Raw genomic sequence first — 17,338 nt, 5'->3', positions numbered from 1 at the left:
ATCGAGGCGCTGACGGTTCCGCCCAAGAGGAGGTAAAAGGTCAGGCCGAGCCTGCTCTTCTAGGCGTCGCGCTTCTTCAGCAGCACATAGCCGCCGATCAGTGCCCCGAGCACCCACAGCCCCATGATCCCCAGGCCGCCCCACGGCCCGTACGGAGTGTCGTCGCCGATCGGCGTGACCACCTGCATGATCTTGCTGCCGGCCTGGTCGGGAAGGAACCGGCCGACCTTCTTCGTCGCGTCGACGTTGCCCAGGATGTTGGAGATCAGGAAGAAGAACGGCATCAGGATGCCCAGCGACAGCATCGGCGAGCGCAGCATCGCGGCGACGCCCATGGAGAACATCGCGATCAGCGCCATGTAGAGGCCGCCGCCGAACACCGCCCGCAGCACCCCCGGGTCGCCGATCTCCGCCCGGTGCGAGCCCAGCATCGCCTGCCCCAGGAAGAAGGCGGCGAAGCTGGTGACGAGCCCGACCAGCAGAGCCAGCGCCGAGGCGACCGCGATCTTGCTGAACAGGAAGGAGCCGCGCTGCGGCACCGCGGCCAGCGAGGTGCGGATCATGCCGGTGCTGTACTCGTTCGACACGACCAGCACACCGAAGACGATCATCGCGAGCTGACCGAGACTCATCCCCGCGAAGCTGATGAACGTCGGGTCGAACTCCGCCCGGTCCCGCGCGTTCATGGAGTCGAACTCGCTCTTCGACAGGGCCGAGATCAGCATGCCGAGGGCGACCGTCACGACCACCACCAGCGAGAGTGTCCACACCGTGGACGCCACCGACCGGATCTTGGTCCACTCCGACCGTACGACCTGTGTCGTCGCCATGCTCAGCCCCTCTTCCAGCCGTCGCCCCACTGCTGCCGCGCCGGCTCGGGGCCCGTCGCGCCCGTCTCGCTGTGTGCGTGGTACTCCACCGACTCCGCCGTCAGCTGCATGAACGCCTCCTCCAGCGAGGCCTGTTGCGGGCTCAGCTCGTGCAGCGTGATCCGGTGCTGCGCCGCCAGCTCACCGATGTGCTCGGCCTTGCCGCCGTCCACCTCCAGCACCCCCTCACCGCTCTCCACGGCCACGATCCCGGCCTGGTGCAGCACGTCGAGCAGCCGCTCCCGCTGCGGGCTGCGGACCCGGACGTACGAGCGTGAGTTGCGGTCGATGAAGTCCGCCATGGAGGTGTCCGCGAGCAGCCGCCCCTGCCCGATGACGACGAGGTGCTCGGCCGTCAGGGCCATCTCGCTCATCAGGTGGGAGGAGACGAACACGGTCCGCCCCTGCGCGGCGAGCGACTTCATCAGGGTGCGGATCCAGTGGATGCCCTCGGGGTCGAGGCCGTTGACCGGCTCGTCGAACATCAGGATCCGCGGGTCGCCGAGCAGCGCGGCCGCGATGCCGAGCCGCTGCCCCATGCCCATCGAGAAGCCCTTGGTCTTCTTCTTCGCGACCGCCGTCAGCCCGACCGTCTCCAGCACCTCCCGCACCCGGCTGCGCGGAATGCCGTTGCTGTGCGCGAGGCACAGCAGGTGGTTGTAGGCGGTGCGTCCGCCGTGCCAGGCCTTGGCCTCCAGCAGGGCGCCGATGTACGTCAGCGGGTCCTTGAGCTGCTGGTAGTGCTTGCCGTCGATACGGACGTCGCCGGCGGTCGGGTGGTCGAGACCCAGGATCATCCGCATGGTCGTGGACTTGCCGGCGCCGTTGGGCCCGAGGAAGCCGGTGACGATGCCCGGTCTGACGGTGAAGGACAGGTTGTTGACCGCCACCTTCTCGCCGTACCGCTTCGTCAGCCCCTCGAGCTCAATCATGCCGCCACGCTAGAGCGTGGCAAAGCCCTCTGCCACCCGAGCGGCAGAGGGCTTTGCGGAGGTTCAGACTCCGTATACCCCGGTGTTACCGGGACTGCTGGGCCGGGACCCCACGGGAGATCGGCTCGTCCTCGGCCGGCGTGCCGGCGGCGGCCACCGCGGCGCCCGTGAGCGTCGCGAGCATCTCGCGGACGTTCGTCAGCTGGGCGTTGATGCTGTCGCGGCGGTTGGTGAGGGCGGCCAGCTCGCGCTCGGATTCCGAACGGATGCGGTCGGCCTTGGCGTTGGCGTCGGCCACGATGTCCTCGGCCTGACGCTGGGCCGTCTCCACCGTCTGGCGGGCGCGGCGCTCGGCGTCCGTGCGCAGCTTCTCGGCCTCCAGGCGCAGCTGCTCGGCGCGGTGCTCGATCTCGGCGAGGCGCTTCTCGGCCTTGGCCTGACGGGATGCCAGGTCACGCTCGGACTGCTCGCGGCGCTTGGCGAGGTTCGTCTCGAAGTCGGCGGCGGCCTGCGCGGCCTTGGCGCGGGTCTCCTCGAAGAGGGCGTCCGCCTCCTCACGCTTGGACTGCGCGTCCTTCTGCGCCTCGGAACGCAGCTGGGCGGCGTCACTCTTGGCCTTCTCGACGATCCGCAGGCCCTCGTCCTCGGCCTTCGCCTTGCGCTCCGCGGAGTACGACTCGGCGTCGTTGCGCACCTGCTGGGCGGCCGACTCGGCGAGCTCGCGGTGCTGCTCCGCGGCGCGCCGGGCCTCCTCGCGCAGGTCCTTCGCCTCTTCCTCGGCGAGGCGGAGGATCTTCTCCACGCGCGCACCGAGACCCGCGTACGACGGCTCGGCGTCGGTGATCTGGGCCTGGGCGTTCTGCGTCTCGAGGTGGAGCTCTTCGATGCGCTTTTCCAGAGCGGTGATGCGGGCGAGAGCGCTGTCACGGTCGGAGACGAGCTTGGAGATACGTTCGTCCACCTGAGCGCGGTCGTACCCACGCCGCACAAGCTCGAAGCCGTAGGGGGAAGTGTCGCTCATGGGGTTCCTGTCGAATGAGACCGGTGAGGTGATAGGTGGAATCCTAGGGGCCGAAACGGTGTGTCATCGAGCGGATGCGCGTTTGATCTGGAAAATGACACCCCTTTTGGGTGGCTAACCCCCGGACCGCTTGCCAAAGACTTGGTCAAAGACCCCAGCACACACCGGATTCGCCCCGTTTGGCTAGCTATCCGAGGACTTGCCACCCGAACGGGGTGCGCCGACCGTCGCACCCGCCTTGACTCCGTTGTCCTTGCCCGTGGAGGGGGCCTCGAAGGATTCCAACGCCTCCAGGACGTCCTGGACACGGGAGATCTCGGCGTTGATGTCCTCGCGGCGGCGGACCAGGACCTCCAGCTCGCGCTTGCCCTCCTCGACGGTGCGCTTGGCCTCGCGGATCGCCTCGGCCTTGAGCTCCTCGGCCTCCCGGACCAGCGTGGACTTCTTCTGCTCGGCCTCCTTGAGCAGACCCTCCGCCTTCTTCACCGCGGCGATACGGACCTTGCCCGCCTCGGAGTTGGCCTCCGAGACGATCTCCTTGGCCTTCGCCTGCGCCTTCGCCAGCTGCTCCTCGGCCGCCTTGACGAGCGCGTCGCAGCGGTCGCCCGCCGACTTCATCGTCTCGGCCGACTCGCGACGGGCCCGCTCGTGCAGCTCCTCGATCTCGGAGGTGATGCGGTCGCGCAGCTCCTCGGCCCGCTCCCTGATCTGCGTGGCGTCCCGGCGCGCGCCGACCAGCAGCTCGTCGGCGTCCGTACGGGCCTTCTCCACCAGCAGGTTGCCCTCGACCGTCGCCTCGGACACCAGCCGGTCGGCCTCCGTGCGGGCCGCGCCCACCATCGTGTCGGCCTGCGACTCGGCCTCCGCGGTGGTCTTGTGCGCCTGCTGCTGCGCCTCGGTCAGCAGCTTGTCCGCCTCGGCCGTGGTCTCCGTGATGAGCTTGTCGACCTGCTCGGCCGCCTCGGAACGCCGCTTGTTGGCGTCCTTGCGAGCCGCGTCCAGCGTACGGTCGGCCTCCTCGCGCGCGGAGCTGACCAGCCGCTCCGCCTCCGCCTCCGCCTCCGACTTGACGCGCTGGGCCTCGTTGCGGATCCGCTCCGCGTGCTGCTGCGCCGAACCGACCGTCTCGGCGGCCTCGGCCCGCAGCCGCTCCGCCTCGCCGGTGGCGTCCCCGACCAGCTGCTCGGCCTTCGCGACCGACTCCGCCCGGACCCGCTCGGCCTCCGTGGCCGCCTCGGCCCGGACCCGCTCGGCCTCGGAGATCGCCTCCGTGCGGACCCGCTCGGCCTCGGTGACCGTGTCCATCCGCAGCCGGTCGGTCTCCTGGACCGTCTCCGTCGTGAGCCGCTCCGCCTCGTTGCGGGCCTCGGTGATGAGGGTGTCCGCCTGCGTCGCCGCGTCCGACCGGATGCGGTTGGCGTCCTCCCGGGCGTCCGCCCGGGTGCGCGAGGCACTCTGCTCGGCCTCGGCGATCGTGTCCGACGCCTCCGTGCGCACCCGCTGGGCGTGCTCGGCGACATCGGCGCGGATCCGCTCCGCCTCCGCGATCGCCTCGGACATCGTCCGCTCGGCGAGCGCCTTGGCGGCCTCGGACTCCTCGTGCGCCTCGCGCCGCAGCCGGCCCGCGTCCTCGCCGGCCCGCTCCCGCTCGGCGTAGGCGTCGGAGCGGACCCGGTCAGCCTCCTCCTGGGCCTCCCGGCGCGTACGGTCCGCCGCGTGCTCGGCGGCGGAGCGCAGCCCCGTGATCTCGTCCTGGGCCTGCTCGTGCAGCCCCGCGACGGAGTCCCGGACCTGCTGGGCGTGCTGCTCGGCCGCCGACACCATCTCCGTGGCACGGCGGTCGGCCTCCTCGACCAGCCGTACGGCCTCGGTCTGCGCCTCCTCCACACGCTTGCGCGCCGACGCCAGCAGCTCCTCGCTCTGCTCGCGGGCCCGCTCACGCTCCTGGTCGGCCTCCTGCCGGGCGCTGCCGAGGAGTTCCTCGGCCTCGCGGCGGCGCCGGTTGGCCTCCTCCTGGGCGGCGGCCAGCGTCTCGGACGCCTCCGCGGCGAGCCGCTCGGCGGCGGCCTGCGCCTCCGCGCGCATCCGGTCGGCGCTCTCCTGCGCCTCCGACTTCAGCCGCTCGGCCTCGTTCGCCGCCTCCGAGCGCAGCCGTACGGCGACGGCCTCGCCCTCGGCACGCGCAGCGGACGCGTCCGACGCGGCCTCGTCGCGCAGCCGTTCGGCCTCCGCCTCGGCCTGCTGCTGGAGCGTACGGATCCGCTCGGCGGCCTCGGCACGCAGCCGCTCGTTCTCCTCGGCGGCCTCGCGGCGGATCCGCGCGGCCTCCTCACGGGCGTCCGACAGCGCCTGCTCGGCGGCCGTCAGCCGCTCCTCCGCCTCCGTCTGGAGCCGCGTCAGCTCCTCGGCGGCCTCGGCGCGACGGGCCGCCATGGCCCGCTCGGTCTCCTCGTGCAGCTCCCGCGCCGCGCGCTCGGCGTCCTCCTTGAGCGCCTCGGCCTGCTCGACGACCTCCTCGCGGTGCCGTTCGGCCTCCTGCCGGGTGCGCTGGAGGGTTTCCTCGGCCTGCCGGCGCAGGGTCGTCGCCCGCTCGATGGCCTCGGTGCGGACCTTCTCGCTGTCCGCCTGGGCCGTCGTGCGCAGCTCGTCCGCGTCCGCCTTGGCCTTGGCGAGCAGCTCCTCGGCGGACTTCGCCGCCTCCTCGATCTGCGCCACGGCCTCCTTGCGGGCCTCGGCGCGGATCTTCTCGCCCTCGTCGACCGCGTCCGCCCGCAGCTGCTCGGCCTCGCCGCGCAGCCGGCGGGCCTCCTCCTGCAGCTCGACCGTCTTGGCGCGGTACTCCTTGGTGTCGTCCTTCGCCGCGCCCTTGAGCTGCTCGGCGATGTCGTGCGCCTCGGCCCGCAGCCGGTCCGCCTCGGCCTCGGCCTCCGAGCGGATCCGCTCGGCCTCCTCGGCCGCGGCCTTCGTGGTCTTCTTGGCGTCCTCCGACGCTTTGTTGAGGACCTCCTCGGCGGTCCTGGCCGCCTTGGACAGCTGGGTCGCGGTCTCCTCGGCGGTGAGCGTGCGGGCCTTCTCGGAGGCCTCCGCGACGATCTTCTCGGCCTCGGCACGGGCGTCGGCGACCAGCTGCTCGGCCTCGGACTTGGTGTTCTCGGCCTCCTTCGTGGCCTCCTCGACCAGCCGGGCGACCTGCTCCTTGGCGGTGCGCGTGCGCGTCTCGTTCGCGGACTCGGCGCTCGCCAGGGCCTTGGCGGCGGCCTCCTTGGCCTCCGTGACCAGCTTCTCCGACTCGGTCTGCGCCTTGCGCAGGGCCTCTTCGGCCTCGGCCATCCGCTGCTCGGCGGCCCTGCTCAGCTCCTGGGCCTCGCGGCGCGCGGACTCCGACTCCGTCACGGTGGACGTGCGCAGCTGCTCGGCGTGGTCGGTGGCCTCCTGGGCCTGCGTGGAGGCGGCGTTGAGCAGGCGCTCGGCGTCCGTGCGGGCGCGGCGCAGGATCTGCTCGGCCTCGGCCCGGGCCTCCTCGGCCGCGCCCGTCAGCCGCTGCCGGGCCTCCGTCGTCAGCCGCTCGGCCTCCGCGCGGGCGGTGGCCAGGGCCTGCTCGGCCTCGGCGCGGGACTCCTCCAGCAGCCGGCGGGCCTGCTGCTCGGTGCGGGCCCGCAGCTGCTCGGCCCACGCCACGTTCTCGTTGACGTGCGACTCGACCGTCTGGCGGCGCTCGGCCAGCTCCTGGTCCAGCTGCTGGCGGCGCGTCACCGCCTCCTGGTGCAGCTCGGCCTGGAGCCGGGCCGCCTGCTCGGCGTGCTCCTGGAGGATCCGCTGGGTCTGCGCCCGGGCCTCGCTCAGCTCGCGGTCGGCGTCCGCGCGGATCTGGTCGGCCTGCATCTGCGCGTTGCGCAGCAACTGCTCGGCCTGCCAGCCGATGTCGCCCCCCTCGAAGGAGGGCCGGGACATGATGGTGCGCCGCGCCTCGTGCAGCTTGGCGCGCAGCACCTCGACCTGGTAGCCGAGGTCCTCGGCGTGCTGGATCGCCTTTTCCCGTTCGGTCTTCAGCCGCTTCATCTCGGCTTCGAACCGAGAGAGGTGGTCGACGTCAGCCGCCGGCTCTCGCTCCTGGCTCTCGTAGCCCCGCACTGCGCGGTCCCATCCGTCCCCTGGTCGCAACTCTTTCCGAACGAGCTCCGTCCATCCGCCGAACGGGGCCCCCGGGGAATGGTGTCAGATCATCGGCGGAGCAGAGGCTGCTGCCCCGACGCTCGTCCCCCGAAACCCGGACCCCGGTGGTCCTGCCGTCGCACGGCGGGACCGCGGTCACCCTGGACTGAGCGGCGACCGCCCCCAACCCTACCGGCCCCTATGTACGAGGGTCAGTGCTCAGGTGACTCAACAGGCGCCGAAGTGACCAGTTCTGTCAGTACGCCATGGCAGTCCTTGGGGTGCAGGAAGGTGATCCGTGACCCCATGGAACCGCGTCGCGGCTCTTCGTACAGCACGCGTACGCCCTTGCCCTTGATCTCCTCGGCGTCCCCGTCGACATCCGCCGTACCGAATGCGATGTGGTGGACGCCCTCCCCGTTCTTCGCGAGCCATTTCGCGACGGTGGAGTCCTCGCGGGTCGGCTCCAGGAGCTGGAGGTACGAGGCGCCGCCGTCGGACGTATCGTTGATCTTGAGCATGGCCTCGCGCACGCCCTGCTCCTCGTTGACCTCGGAGTGGAACACCTCGAAGCCATAGGTGGCACGGTAGAACTCGACGGTCTTGTCGAGGTCGAAACAGGCGATCCCGATGTGGTCGATTCGCGTCAGCATGAGTTCAGTGCAGCGCCCCGGAGGTGGTTACGCAACGTGCGCGCGATCACACCGACAGCCCGATGACGGCACGGAGTGCCACTCAGTACATTCGAAGTAAACCCTCGTTCACTCCTCGGCTGTGCAGCCGGTAAGGGGATCGCAGCTCATGTCATCTGCAACGACCAGCTCGGTGATCGTCTCGGGCGCGCGTACGCCCATGGGACGGCTGCTCGGCTCCCTGAAGTCCTTCTCCGGAGCCGACCTCGGCGGCTTCGCGATCAAGGCCGCCCTCGACCGTGCGGGGATCGGCGGCGACCAGGTGCAGTACGTGATCATGGGGCAGGTGCTCCAGGCCGGGGCGGGGCAGATCCCGGCCCGCCAGGCCGCGGTCAAGGCCGGCATCCCGATGAACGTCCCGGCGCTGACCATCAACAAGGTGTGTCTGTCGGGCCTCGACGCCATCGCGCTCGCCGACCAGCTCATCCGTGCGGGTGAGTTCGACGTGGTCGTCGCCGGCGGTCAGGAGTCCATGACCAACGCCCCGCACCTGCTGCCGAAGTCCCGCGAGGGCTTCAAGTACGGCGCCGTCCAGATGCTCGACGCCATGGCCCACGACGGTCTGACCGACTCCTTCGACGGCGTCGCCATGGGCGAGTCCACCGAGAAGCACAACACCCGCCTCGGCATCGCGCGGCCCGAGCAGGACGAGATCGCCGCGCTGTCGCACCAGCGGGCCGCCGCCGCGCAGAAGAACGGCCTGTTCGAGGCCGAGATCACGCCCGTCGAGATCCCGCAGCGCAAGGGCGACCCGGTGCTGTTCAGCAAGGACGAGGGCATTCGCGGCGACACGACCGTGGAGTCGCTCGGGAAGCTGCGTCCCGCGTTCTCCAAGGACGGCACGATCACGGCCGGTTCCGCCTCGCAGATCTCCGACGGTGCCGCCGCCGTCGTGGTGATGAGCAAGGCCAAGGCGCAGGAGCTCGGCCTGGAGTGGATCGCCGAGATCGGGGCGCACGGCAACGTGGCCGGGCCGGACAACTCGCTCCAGTCGCAGCCGTCCAACGCGATCCTGCACGCGCTGAAGAAGGAGGGCCTGGAGGTCTCGGACCTCGACCTCATCGAGATCAACGAGGCCTTCGCGGCCGTGGCCGTGCAGTCCATGAAGGACCTCGGGGTGTCCACCGAAAAGGTGAATGTCAACGGCGGCGCCATTGCCCTGGGTCACCCGATCGGGATGTCCGGTGCGCGGCTCGTGCTGCATCTCGCGCTGGAGCTGAAGCGGCGCGGCGGTGGCGTGGGCGCGGCCGCGCTGTGCGGTGGCGGTGGGCAGGGTGACGCGCTGATCGTGCGCGTGCCCAAGGCCTGAGTTTCGGTACGTCCCTTATCTGAACGGAGCTGTGATGCAGGACGTCTCCACCCTGGTGGCCCAGGCCAGGGAAGGCCGGCCGCGGGCCGTGGCCCGGCTGATCTCCCTGGTGGAGGGGGCGTCCCCGCAGTTGCGGGAGGTCATGGCGGCGCTCGCGCCGCTGACGGGTGGGGCGTACGTGGTGGGGCTGACCGGGTCGCCCGGGGTCGGCAAGTCCACGTCGACCTCGGCGCTGGTCTCCGCGTACCGCAAGCAGGGGAAGCGGGTCGGCGTGCTCGCCGTCGACCCGTCGTCCCCGTTCTCGGGCGGTGCGCTGCTCGGGGACCGGGTGCGGATGTCGGAGCACGCGTCCGACCCGGGCGTGTACATCAGGTCGATGGCGACGCGCGGGCATCTGGGCGGGCTGGCCTGGGCGGCCCCGCAGGCGATCCGGGTCCTGGACGCCGCCGGCTGTGACGTGATCCTGGTCGAGACGGTGGGGGTCGGGCAGTCGGAGGTGGAGATCGCCTCGCAGGCGGACACGTCCGTCGTGCTGCTGGCGCCGGGGATGGGCGACGGGATCCAGGCGGCCAAGGCCGGGATCCTGGAGATCGGTGACGTGTACGTCGTGAACAAGGCCGACCGGGACGGGGCGGACGCGACGGCTCGCGAGCTGAACCACATGCTGGGGCTGGGGGAGTCCCGGGGGCCGGGCGACTGGCGTCCGCCGATCGTGAAGACGGTCGCCGCCCGGGGTGAGGGCGTCGACGAGGTCGTCGAGGCGCTGGAGAAGCACCGGGCCTGGATGGAGGAGCGGGGAGTGCTCGCGGAGCGGCGGGCGGCCCGGGCTTCGCGCGAGGTCGAGACGATCGCCGTGACGGCACTGCGGGAGCGGATCGGAGACCTGCACGGGGACCGGCGCCTCGGGGCTCTGGCGGAGCGGATCATCGCGGGCGAACTTGATCCCTACCGGGCGGCTGACGAGCTGGTGGCGGGGTTGACGGAGGGCTGAGCGGGCGGGCTTCGTCCTACGCCGGGGGTGCGCGTCTTCGCCTTCCGCCGGGTGGTGGGTCGGGGCCGCGCCGGGGGGTGTCCGTCCTCGGAACGGCGCGATGGGCCTCCACACCGACTGACTGGCGTTGACGCGCCAACCGCTGCGGGCGGACACCCCCCGACACGTCCCCTTGCGTACGACGGCGGGTGCCGGTCCGCTTAGCTGCGGGCATGCGTGCCGCTAAGGGCGGCACGGGTGGGCGCAGCGGCACCCCGCCACGCCGGGCTGCGGACCCACCCGGCCTCGGCACCGACGCAGCGGCACCCAGTTCCGCCGAGTTGCGGACCCACCGGCCCCAGCCAACCCGCTGCGCGGCGACGCCCCGGCGTCCGTGTGGACGCCGGGGCCGTGAAGAGGGGCGGCTGCTGGTCAGTCCTGGTCGTCGGCGTCGTCCGCGTCGTCGTCCTGCGCGTCGGCGCGGTCCGCCGTGACCTTGCCCGACGTGAGGTCGACCTTCCAGTCCTGCTCGGCGCCGCCGGACTTGCGCGTCTCGGCCTCCCAGGACGTGTTCTTGCCGTCCTCGTCGAGGCCGACGGACGTCACCACGCCCTTGGCGGCGGCAGCCTTCGCGGCGTCCTCGGCCGTCACCGACGAGCCCTTCAGCGCCGCCCGCACCTGCGCCGTGTCGTCCTCGTCGTCCGTGTGCGCACCGAGGACCTTGCCGTTGGCCGGGTCGACGCTCACGCTGTGCCAGGTGTCGTCGCCCGACAGGACGTCGACCTTCCAGACCACCTTGTCGCTGTCGTCCTCGTCGTCCAGCTCGGCGGAGACGGCCGTACCCGACGTGTGCTTCAGCGCGGAGGCGATGGCCTCGGGCGCGGTGACCTTCGATGAAGCCGCCTGGGCGTCGTCGCCGTCGTCCTGCCCGTCGGCGCCGTCCTGGTCGTCCCGGACGTCGTCGTTCGACAGCTGGGTGTCGGCCGCCTGCCGCGCCGAGCCCCCGTCGTCACCGGTGGTCGCGAGAGCCGTGGCCGTACCGCCTCCGATCAGAGCGGCGGCGGTCACAGCGGCGATGACGATGTTGCGCTTCATGCGGATTCCTCCCGAGTCGTTTCGTTTTCGACGTCTTCGACTCTGGCTGATCCAGGCTGAGAGGAACCTGAAGGCCCCTGAAGGGATCTTCAGGTTGCTTTTGCCACTCTTTACGCATGCGCCTGTTGATCGTGGAGGACGAGAAGCGGCTGGCCCTGTCGCTCGCCAGGGGCCTGACGGCCGAGGGGTACGCCGTGGACGTGGTCCACGACGGACGGGAGGGGCTCCACCAGGCCTCGGAGGGGACGTACGACCTCGTCGTCCTCGACATCATGCTGCCCGGCCTCAACGGCTACCGGGTCTGCGCCGCCCTGCGCGCCGCCGGGCACGACGTGCCGATCCTGATGCTGACCGCCAAGGACGGCGAGTACGACGAGGCCGAGGGGCTCGACACGGGTGCGGACGACTATCTGACCAAGCCGTTCTCGTACGTCGTGCTCGTGGCCCGGATCAAGGCGCTGCTGCGGCGGCGCGGGCAGGGCGCGGGGGCCTCGCCGGTGCATGTGCACGGGGATCTGAAGGTGGACACCGCGGCCCGGCGGGTGTTTCTGGGTGAGGACGAGATCGCCCTCACCGCCAAGGAGTTCTCCGTGCTGGAGCAGCTCGTGCTGCGGGCCGGCGAGGTGGTGTCCAAGTCGGAGATCCTGGAGCACGTCTGGGACTTCGCGTACGAGGGTGATCCGAACATCGTCGAGGTGTACGTCAGTACGCTGCGGCGGAAGCTGCGGGCGGGGCTGATCCGGACCGTGCGCGGGGCCGGGTACCGGCTGGAGACGTCACCGTGAGGCGGCTGTTCGGGTCCGTCCGGGCGCGGGCCACGCTGGGAGCGACACTCGTGGTCGCGGTGGCGCTGGTCGCGGCCGGGACCGCCGTCCTGCTGTCCCTGCGCTCGAACCTGATCGGCGAGGCCGGTACGCAGGCGGAGCGCTCCGCGCGGGCGGTCGCCTCCGAGCTCGCGGCCGGCACGCCGTACGACAAGCTGTCCGGACTGGACGGCGACGACGGGCCGGTGCAGATCCTGGACGAGCACCGGCGGCTGGTCGCGGCCAGTGAGGACCTGGAGCGGATCAGCGGGACGGACACCGACCAGGTGAAGCCGCAGCCGGCGGCGACGCCTTCCGGGGACGACGATGACGACGCCGAGGACCCGGGCGAGGCCCTCGAACCCGGCGAGATCTCCGGGGAGAGCGTCTTCAGCAACGGGTCCGCGACGATCGACGGCGAGGCGGAGGACTACCGGTTCGCCGCCGTCGAGGTCGAGACCCAGGACCGGGGGCACCTCAAGGTCTACGCCGGTTCCCCGCTGGCCGCCGAGCACGGCGCCGTGCGGACCGCGCTGACGGTGATGCTGATCGGGTTCCCACTGCTGCTCGGTGTCGTCGCGGGTGTGACCTGGCTGGTCACCCGGCGGGCCCTGCGGCCCGTGGAGGGGATCCGGCGCGAGATGGCGGCGATCACCCACTCCGAGGACCTCGCGCGGCGCGTCCCACAACCGGACACGCACGACGAGATCGCCCGGCTCGCCAGCACCACCAACGAGACGCTCGCGGCGCTGGAGACGTCCGTGGAGCGGCAGCGGCGCTTCGTCGCCGACGCCTCCCACGAGCTGCGCAGCCCGATCGCCTCGCTGCGGACGCAGCTGGAGGTGGCCGCCGCGCACCCCGAGCTGCTGGATCTCGACGGGGCCGTGGAGGACACCGTCAGGCTCCAGCGGCTGGCGGCCGACCTGCTGCTGCTCGCCCGGCTGGACGCGGGGGAGCGGCCCCATGACGCGAAGGTCGACCTCGCCGGGCTCGCCCGGGACGCGGCCGAGGGACGGACGGGTGTCACCGTGGACGCGGAGCCGGTGGAGGTGGCCGGATCGCGCGGGCAGCTGGGACGGGTGCTCGCCAATCTGCTCGACAACGCCCAGCGGCATGCCCGGTCGGCCGTCACGGTGAGCGTGCGGCGCGAGGGTGACCGGGCCGTGGTCGGGGTGGCGGACGACGGCGACGGGGTGCCCGAGGACGACCGGGAGCGGATCTTCGAACGGTTCGTCCGTCTGGACGCCGCCCGCAGCCGCGACGACGGCGGGGCCGGGCTGGGCCTCGCCATCGCCCGGGACGTCGCCGTCCGGCACGGCGGCACGCTCACCGCCGGACGGGGGCCGGCAGGCGGAGCCCTGTTCGAACTCCGCCTGCCGCTCGCCTAGCCGCGGTTACGGGCGTCCCCGCTGGCCGCGCAGGTGCTCCGCGATGGGCTTGAGGGCCTTGTCGAGCTCGGTCAGGGCCTCGGGGGACAGCAGGTCGATGAAGTGCCTGCGCACGGACGCCACGTGGTGGGGCGCCACCTTCTGCATCGTCGCCATGCCGTGGTCGGTCAGGACCGCGTAGAGCCCCCGGCGGTCCGACTCGCAGTTCTCCCGCCGGACCAGATGCGCGTTCTCCATCCGCGTGATCTGGTGCGAGAGGCGGCTCTTGGACTGGAGGGTGGCGGAGGCGAGGTCGCTCATCCGCATCCTCTGGCCCTCGGACTCGGAGAGATTCACCAGGATCTCGTAGTCGTTCATTGTCAGGCCGAACGGCTGCAGGTCCTTCTCGAGCTGGTACGTCAACAGCCTGTTGACCTCCAGGTGGGTGCGCCAGGCGCACTGCTCCGCATCGGTCAGCCAGCGGGTGGCCGTCTCGGTCTCCATGAATGAAGTCTACCTAAAAGGTTGAAAGGCGAACTAGTGAGGGTTTTCGTGTGACGGAGGACACCTGCCGAACAAGCATGTGCAGGCGTTCGATGTCACACTCCGCAGACTACCGCTCACAGCCCGAAGCGACGCTGGAGGTCCCCCAGCTGTCCGGGAAGGCGCGGTACGCCGGACTGCCCTGCCTGGGGGCTGTGCGCCCCGCCTCCGGGTACGCCGGCCTGGTGCGGAACGGCCCCCGTGGACTGCTCGGCCATCAGTGTCTCGGACGACTGGAGCAGCACCGTCCCGGCGCCGACGAACTCGAACTGGTGCTCCTCGCCGGAAGCTCCGCCGAGGCCCGTCAGTGCACGTAGACCGCCCATGACGCCGGTCATGTACCCGTGGTCGTAGTGGTGGCACGGGGAGGGGCAATCGGCCCAGCCGACCAGGGCCTGGGGGTCGACCCGGATCGGGGGTTCCATGAACACCACCGGGCCGCTGGACGCGGCCACGAACTTTCCGGTTCCGATGAGGGTCAGAAAACCCGGCACGATTGATTGCTTCAGTGCCAGAGTTGGCTGAAAAGCGAGGAGGTTGCCCGAGCGAATGGTCAGGTTGCCGTCCTCGAGGTCGTATGAATTCACGTCGAAGGCCCGGTCGGCGAGGAGCATCTTGCCCGAGCCCTCCGCCACGACCCAGTCGCTCGCGTGCAGTGGCGAATGGAAGGACGTGCGCACGAGACGGTCCAGCCGGCCGTGTCCGACGCCGTTGAAGTCGATCGAGCCGTAGTAGGCGATCATCTTCCCCTTCTGGAGGAACCACTGGCTCCCCTTGAGCTCCACGCAGAAGGTGTACGCGTTGACGTTGTCGTCGGGCGGCAGCGTCGCCGGGTCGAAGACCACGGGGCCGGCGCCCGGGGTTCCGTAGGTGCTCACAGCTTCTCCTCCGACGCCTGGACGTACACCGCACCGCTGCCGCTGAGCTCCAGCTGGAACGCCTCGCCCGAGCCGCGGCCCACCATGTCCCGCCAGCCCAGGGCCGTGGACAGCTTGTTGCGGACCTCGCCGTGGTGGGCGACGTAGGCCTGCGGGTCCACATGGACCGGCCGCTGGGGGGTGATCGGGATCTCGATGACACCGCCGTGCGCCATGACCGCGACCGCCCCGTGCCCCTTCAGTGTGGTCGTGAAGAGCCCCTGGCCGCTGACCTGGCCGCGCACCATGCCCATGACGCCGCCCTGGGAGCCCAGGAACATCGTGCCCTGCTGGAGCGAGCCCTCGAAGGCCAGGAGGCGGTCCGCCTCGACGTACAGCGTGTCGCCGGTGAGCCGGATCACCTGGATGTGGTGCCCGCCGTGCCCGAAGAGGACGGTGCCGTTGCCCTCGACGGTCATCAGGGGCGTGTCCTCGTCGGCGACGCGGCGGCCGATCATCGACATGATCCCGCCCTGGCCGCCCGCCGTGTTGGGTGTGAAGGACACCTCGCCCCGGTATGCGAGCATGGCGCCGCGCTGGCTGAACAGCCGCTGACCCGGCGCGACCGTGGCCTCGATCATCTTCGCGTTGATCTCCCGGAAGGCCATCACACGTCTCCCGCGATCGTGTTCCGCTCGCTCGGCTGCACGTACACCAGCCCGTCCCCCTCGAACCGCATCTGGAAGGCCTCGCCGCCGCCCTCCCCGAGCAGCGTGCGGAACGTCACCCCGGACTGGAAGGACTGCCGCAGGTTGCCCTGGTGCGCCACGTACGCCCCCGGGTCGACGGTCAGCGGGTACTGCGCGCTCACCCGCAGCACCACCGCCGGGCCGTCCGACATGATCGCCGCCTGGCCGTGGCCCTCGACGGTCGTCGTGAACAGCCCGTTGCCCTGCGAGGCGCCCCGCAGGCCGGTGAACTCCGTGCCCGTGCGCAGCCCGCCGTCGGTCGCGAGCAGGTTGCTCGACTCGACGTAGAGCTTGTCGCCCTGGATGCTGACCAGGTTGATCTCGGAGGCGCGGTCCGCGAACCAGCAGGTCCCGCGCCCCTTCACCTCCATCAACGTCATCTGCTCACCGGTCAGCCGCCGGGTCACCATCCCCCGGATGCCCTCGCCGCCGCCGCTGAGCTTCTTGAAGGCCATCTCCCCGTCGTACGCGACCATCGAGCCGTTCTTCGCCTTCACGGCATCCCCGGTCATGTCGACGGCGAGCACCTTGCTGCTCTGAAGTCGGAACATCGCCACGACTGGAAGGTATCCGCAGGCCGGGCCCCGCGGACAGGGCCCGTGGGGGGAGAACGACCCTGACCGCACCCCTAGGGGCCTGGCGTCCCAGTGGTTTGCCACAATGGGCGAGACGCTTGTGCGTGCGTTCACAAACCGTTCTCTCCCACCGAAGGTGACCCGTGGACCTCAAGACCGCCACCGCCATCCGCCGCCTCCGCCTGGTCTCGGCGCCCGAGGCGATCTCCTTCCTCCTCCTGCTGGTCTGCTCGGTGCTGAAGCGGACCACGGACTTCAACGCCGTGCCGGTGATGGGCATGGTGCACGGGGTGCTGTTCGTCCTGTACGTGATCTTCTGGGCCGACGCGTGGAACCGTGCGAAGTGGCCGCTGAAGACCGCCGCGCTGTACTTCGTCCTCTCGGTGCTGCCCGCGGGCGGGTTCTTCGCCGAGCGCATGCTGAGGCGTGAGGCGGAGGACGCGGTCATCGCGTCCCGCGCCCGCAAGGAAGGCGTGGTGGGCGCGTGATCGTCGCCTTTTCCGTGACGCCGCTCGGGGTCGGCGAGGACGTGGGGGAGTACGTCGCCGACGCCGTGCGGGTGGTGCGCGAGTCGGGGTTGCCGAACCGTACCGATGCGATGTTCACGTCCGTCGAAGGAGAGTGGGACGAGGTCATGGACGTCGTCCGGCGCGCGGTCGCCGCCGTCGAGCGGCGTGCGCCCCGGGTCTCCCTCGTTCTCAAGGCGGACATCCGCCCCGGCGTGACGGACGGCCTCACGTCCAAGGTGGAGACGGTGGAGCGGCACCTCGCCGAGTAGGTGCCGAGAACGGCGGGGATGCGGTGGCCCCGCGACGGCCCGCCCGAAGGGCGAGACGGGGCTGACCACCATGTGACCGGCCGGTAAGGTCGGGTTCGTGCCGAAGCCGCTCAGTCTCTCCTTCGATCCGATCGCGCGCGCCGACGAACGCTGGAAGCAGCGCTGGGGAAACGTGCCGTCCATGGCCGCGATCACCTCGATCATGCGCGCCCAGCAGATCCTCCTCGCCGAGGTCGACGCGGTGGTCAGGCCGTACGGGCTGACGTTCGCGCGCTACGAGGCGCTGGTGCTGCTCACCTTCTCCAAGTCCGGCGAGCTGCCGATGTCCAAGATCGGCGAGCGGCTCATGGTGCACCCCACCTCGGTGACGAACACCGTGGACCGGCTGGTGAAGTCGGGTCTGGTCGCCAAGCGGCCCAACCCGAACGACGGCCGCGGCACCCTCGCCAGCATCACCGACAAGGGCCGCGAGGTGGTCGAGTCGGCCACCCGCGACCTGATGGCCATGGACTTCGGGCTCGGGGTGTACGACGCCGAGGAGTGCGCGGAGATCTTCGCGATGCTGCGGCCGCTGCGCGTGGCGGCGGGCGACTTCGAAGAGGAGTGACCCGGGGCAAGATCTCCCG

Annotated in this window: 17 protein-coding genes; 7 read left to right on the top strand and 10 right to left on the bottom strand. The window is 71.0% G+C overall.

What is annotated here, in order from left to right; translation table 11 throughout:
• Window positions 1-59 precede the first annotated feature (59 nt).
• The 5 genes from ACIRDU_RS23390 to mce all read right to left on the bottom strand — a co-directional run bounded on the left by ACIRDU_RS23390 (window position 60) and on the right by mce (window position 7,627).
• Complete coding sequence (locus ACIRDU_RS23390; RefSeq protein WP_403582313.1) at window positions 60-830, bottom strand: ABC transporter permease; 771 nt, start codon at window positions 828-830, stop codon at window positions 60-62.
• 2 nt (window positions 831-832) lie between these two features.
• Entirely contained in the window at window positions 833-1,801 is a 969-nt protein-coding gene (locus ACIRDU_RS23385; RefSeq protein WP_403582311.1) for an ABC transporter ATP-binding protein, read from the bottom strand.
• 85 nt (window positions 1,802-1,886) lie between these two features.
• Window positions 1,887-2,822 (bottom strand): cellulose-binding protein, encoded by a 936-nt coding sequence (locus ACIRDU_RS23380; RefSeq protein WP_184850054.1) that lies wholly within the window; start codon window positions 2,820-2,822, stop codon window positions 1,887-1,889.
• A gap of 183 nt (window positions 2,823-3,005) precedes the next feature.
• Window positions 3,006-6,953, bottom strand: a complete 3,948-nt coding sequence (gene scy / locus ACIRDU_RS23375) for a polarized growth protein Scy (protein WP_403582308.1) — start codon at window positions 6,951-6,953, stop codon at window positions 3,006-3,008.
• Window positions 6,954-7,186: 233 nt separating this feature from the next.
• Window positions 7,187-7,627, bottom strand: a complete 441-nt coding sequence (mce, locus tag ACIRDU_RS23370; protein ID WP_142159402.1) for a methylmalonyl-CoA epimerase — start codon at window positions 7,625-7,627, stop codon at window positions 7,187-7,189.
• Window positions 7,628-7,775: 148 nt separating this feature from the next.
• On the opposite strand from mce, the gene ACIRDU_RS23365 reads away from it, so the two are divergent.
• Window positions 7,776-8,975: an acetyl-CoA C-acetyltransferase gene (locus ACIRDU_RS23365; RefSeq protein WP_403582305.1), complete on the top strand. Its 1,200-nt coding sequence runs from the start codon at window positions 7,776-7,778 to the stop codon at window positions 8,973-8,975.
• A gap of 34 nt (window positions 8,976-9,009) precedes the next feature.
• Entirely contained in the window at window positions 9,010-9,966 is a 957-nt protein-coding gene (meaB, locus tag ACIRDU_RS23360; RefSeq protein WP_403582303.1) for a methylmalonyl Co-A mutase-associated GTPase MeaB, read from the top strand.
• A gap of 411 nt (window positions 9,967-10,377) precedes the next feature.
• On the opposite strand, the gene ACIRDU_RS23355 is transcribed toward meaB, so the two are convergent.
• On the bottom strand, window positions 10,378-11,040 hold the full coding sequence (locus ACIRDU_RS23355; protein WP_403582301.1) for a PepSY domain-containing protein: 663 nt from the start codon (window positions 11,038-11,040) through the stop codon (window positions 10,378-10,380).
• A gap of 116 nt (window positions 11,041-11,156) precedes the next feature.
• Here ACIRDU_RS23355 and ACIRDU_RS23350 point away from each other — a divergent pair, with 116 nt between their 5' ends.
• Both ACIRDU_RS23350 and ACIRDU_RS23345 read left to right on the top strand, forming a co-directional pair.
• A complete protein-coding gene (locus tag ACIRDU_RS23350; RefSeq protein WP_403582299.1) occupies window positions 11,157-11,825 on the top strand; it encodes a response regulator transcription factor in 669 nt (222 codons plus the stop codon).
• On the top strand, window positions 11,822-13,231 hold the full coding sequence (locus tag ACIRDU_RS23345; protein ID WP_403582297.1) for a sensor histidine kinase: 1,410 nt from the start codon (window positions 11,822-11,824) through the stop codon (window positions 13,229-13,231). The genes ACIRDU_RS23350 and ACIRDU_RS23345 overlap by 4 nt, the downstream gene beginning before the upstream one ends.
• Window positions 13,232-13,237: 6 nt before the next feature.
• Here ACIRDU_RS23345 and ACIRDU_RS23340 read toward each other — a convergent pair whose 3' ends face one another.
• The 4 genes from ACIRDU_RS23340 to ACIRDU_RS23325 all read right to left on the bottom strand — a co-directional run bounded on the left by ACIRDU_RS23340 (window position 13,238) and on the right by ACIRDU_RS23325 (window position 15,910).
• The gene (locus ACIRDU_RS23340) at window positions 13,238-13,714 is read right to left on the bottom strand and encodes a MarR family winged helix-turn-helix transcriptional regulator (RefSeq protein WP_403582295.1); all 477 of its coding nucleotides are present in this window, start codon (window positions 13,712-13,714) and stop codon (window positions 13,238-13,240) included.
• Between the two features lie 116 nt (window positions 13,715-13,830).
• On the bottom strand, window positions 13,831-14,631 hold the full coding sequence (locus ACIRDU_RS23335) for an AIM24 family protein (protein WP_403582293.1): 801 nt from the start codon (window positions 14,629-14,631) through the stop codon (window positions 13,831-13,833).
• Window positions 14,628-15,278 (bottom strand): AIM24 family protein, encoded by a 651-nt coding sequence (locus tag ACIRDU_RS23330; RefSeq protein ID WP_403582291.1) that lies wholly within the window; start codon window positions 15,276-15,278, stop codon window positions 14,628-14,630. The genes ACIRDU_RS23335 and ACIRDU_RS23330 overlap by 4 nt, the downstream gene beginning before the upstream one ends.
• Window positions 15,278-15,910 (bottom strand): AIM24 family protein, encoded by a 633-nt coding sequence (locus ACIRDU_RS23325; protein ID WP_031105041.1) that lies wholly within the window; start codon window positions 15,908-15,910, stop codon window positions 15,278-15,280. Before ACIRDU_RS23325 ends, ACIRDU_RS23330 begins: the two co-directional genes overlap by 1 nt.
• A 167-nt stretch (window positions 15,911-16,077) precedes the next feature.
• Between ACIRDU_RS23325 and ACIRDU_RS23320 the strand changes: the two genes are divergently transcribed.
• From ACIRDU_RS23320 to ACIRDU_RS23310, 3 genes are all read left to right on the top strand, one after another.
• Entirely contained in the window at window positions 16,078-16,422 is a 345-nt protein-coding gene (locus tag ACIRDU_RS23320; protein ID WP_403582289.1) for a DUF3817 domain-containing protein, read from the top strand.
• Window positions 16,419-16,712, top strand: a complete 294-nt coding sequence (locus ACIRDU_RS23315) for an MTH1187 family thiamine-binding protein (RefSeq protein ID WP_030854324.1) — start codon at window positions 16,419-16,421, stop codon at window positions 16,710-16,712. Before ACIRDU_RS23320 ends, ACIRDU_RS23315 begins: the two co-directional genes overlap by 4 nt.
• Window positions 16,713-16,809: 97 nt before the next feature.
• Window positions 16,810-17,319, top strand: a complete 510-nt coding sequence (locus tag ACIRDU_RS23310; RefSeq protein ID WP_403582287.1) for a MarR family winged helix-turn-helix transcriptional regulator — start codon at window positions 16,810-16,812, stop codon at window positions 17,317-17,319.
• Window positions 17,320-17,338 lie beyond the last annotated feature (19 nt).

Source organism: Streptomyces sp. NPDC093598 (assembly GCF_044764825.1).
In the GTDB taxonomy this organism is placed as follows: Bacteria; Actinomycetota; Actinomycetes; order Streptomycetales; family Streptomycetaceae; genus Streptomyces.
The sequence above is the reverse complement of the archived record's forward strand: the minus strand, read 5'-3'. Positions and strand labels throughout refer to the sequence as shown.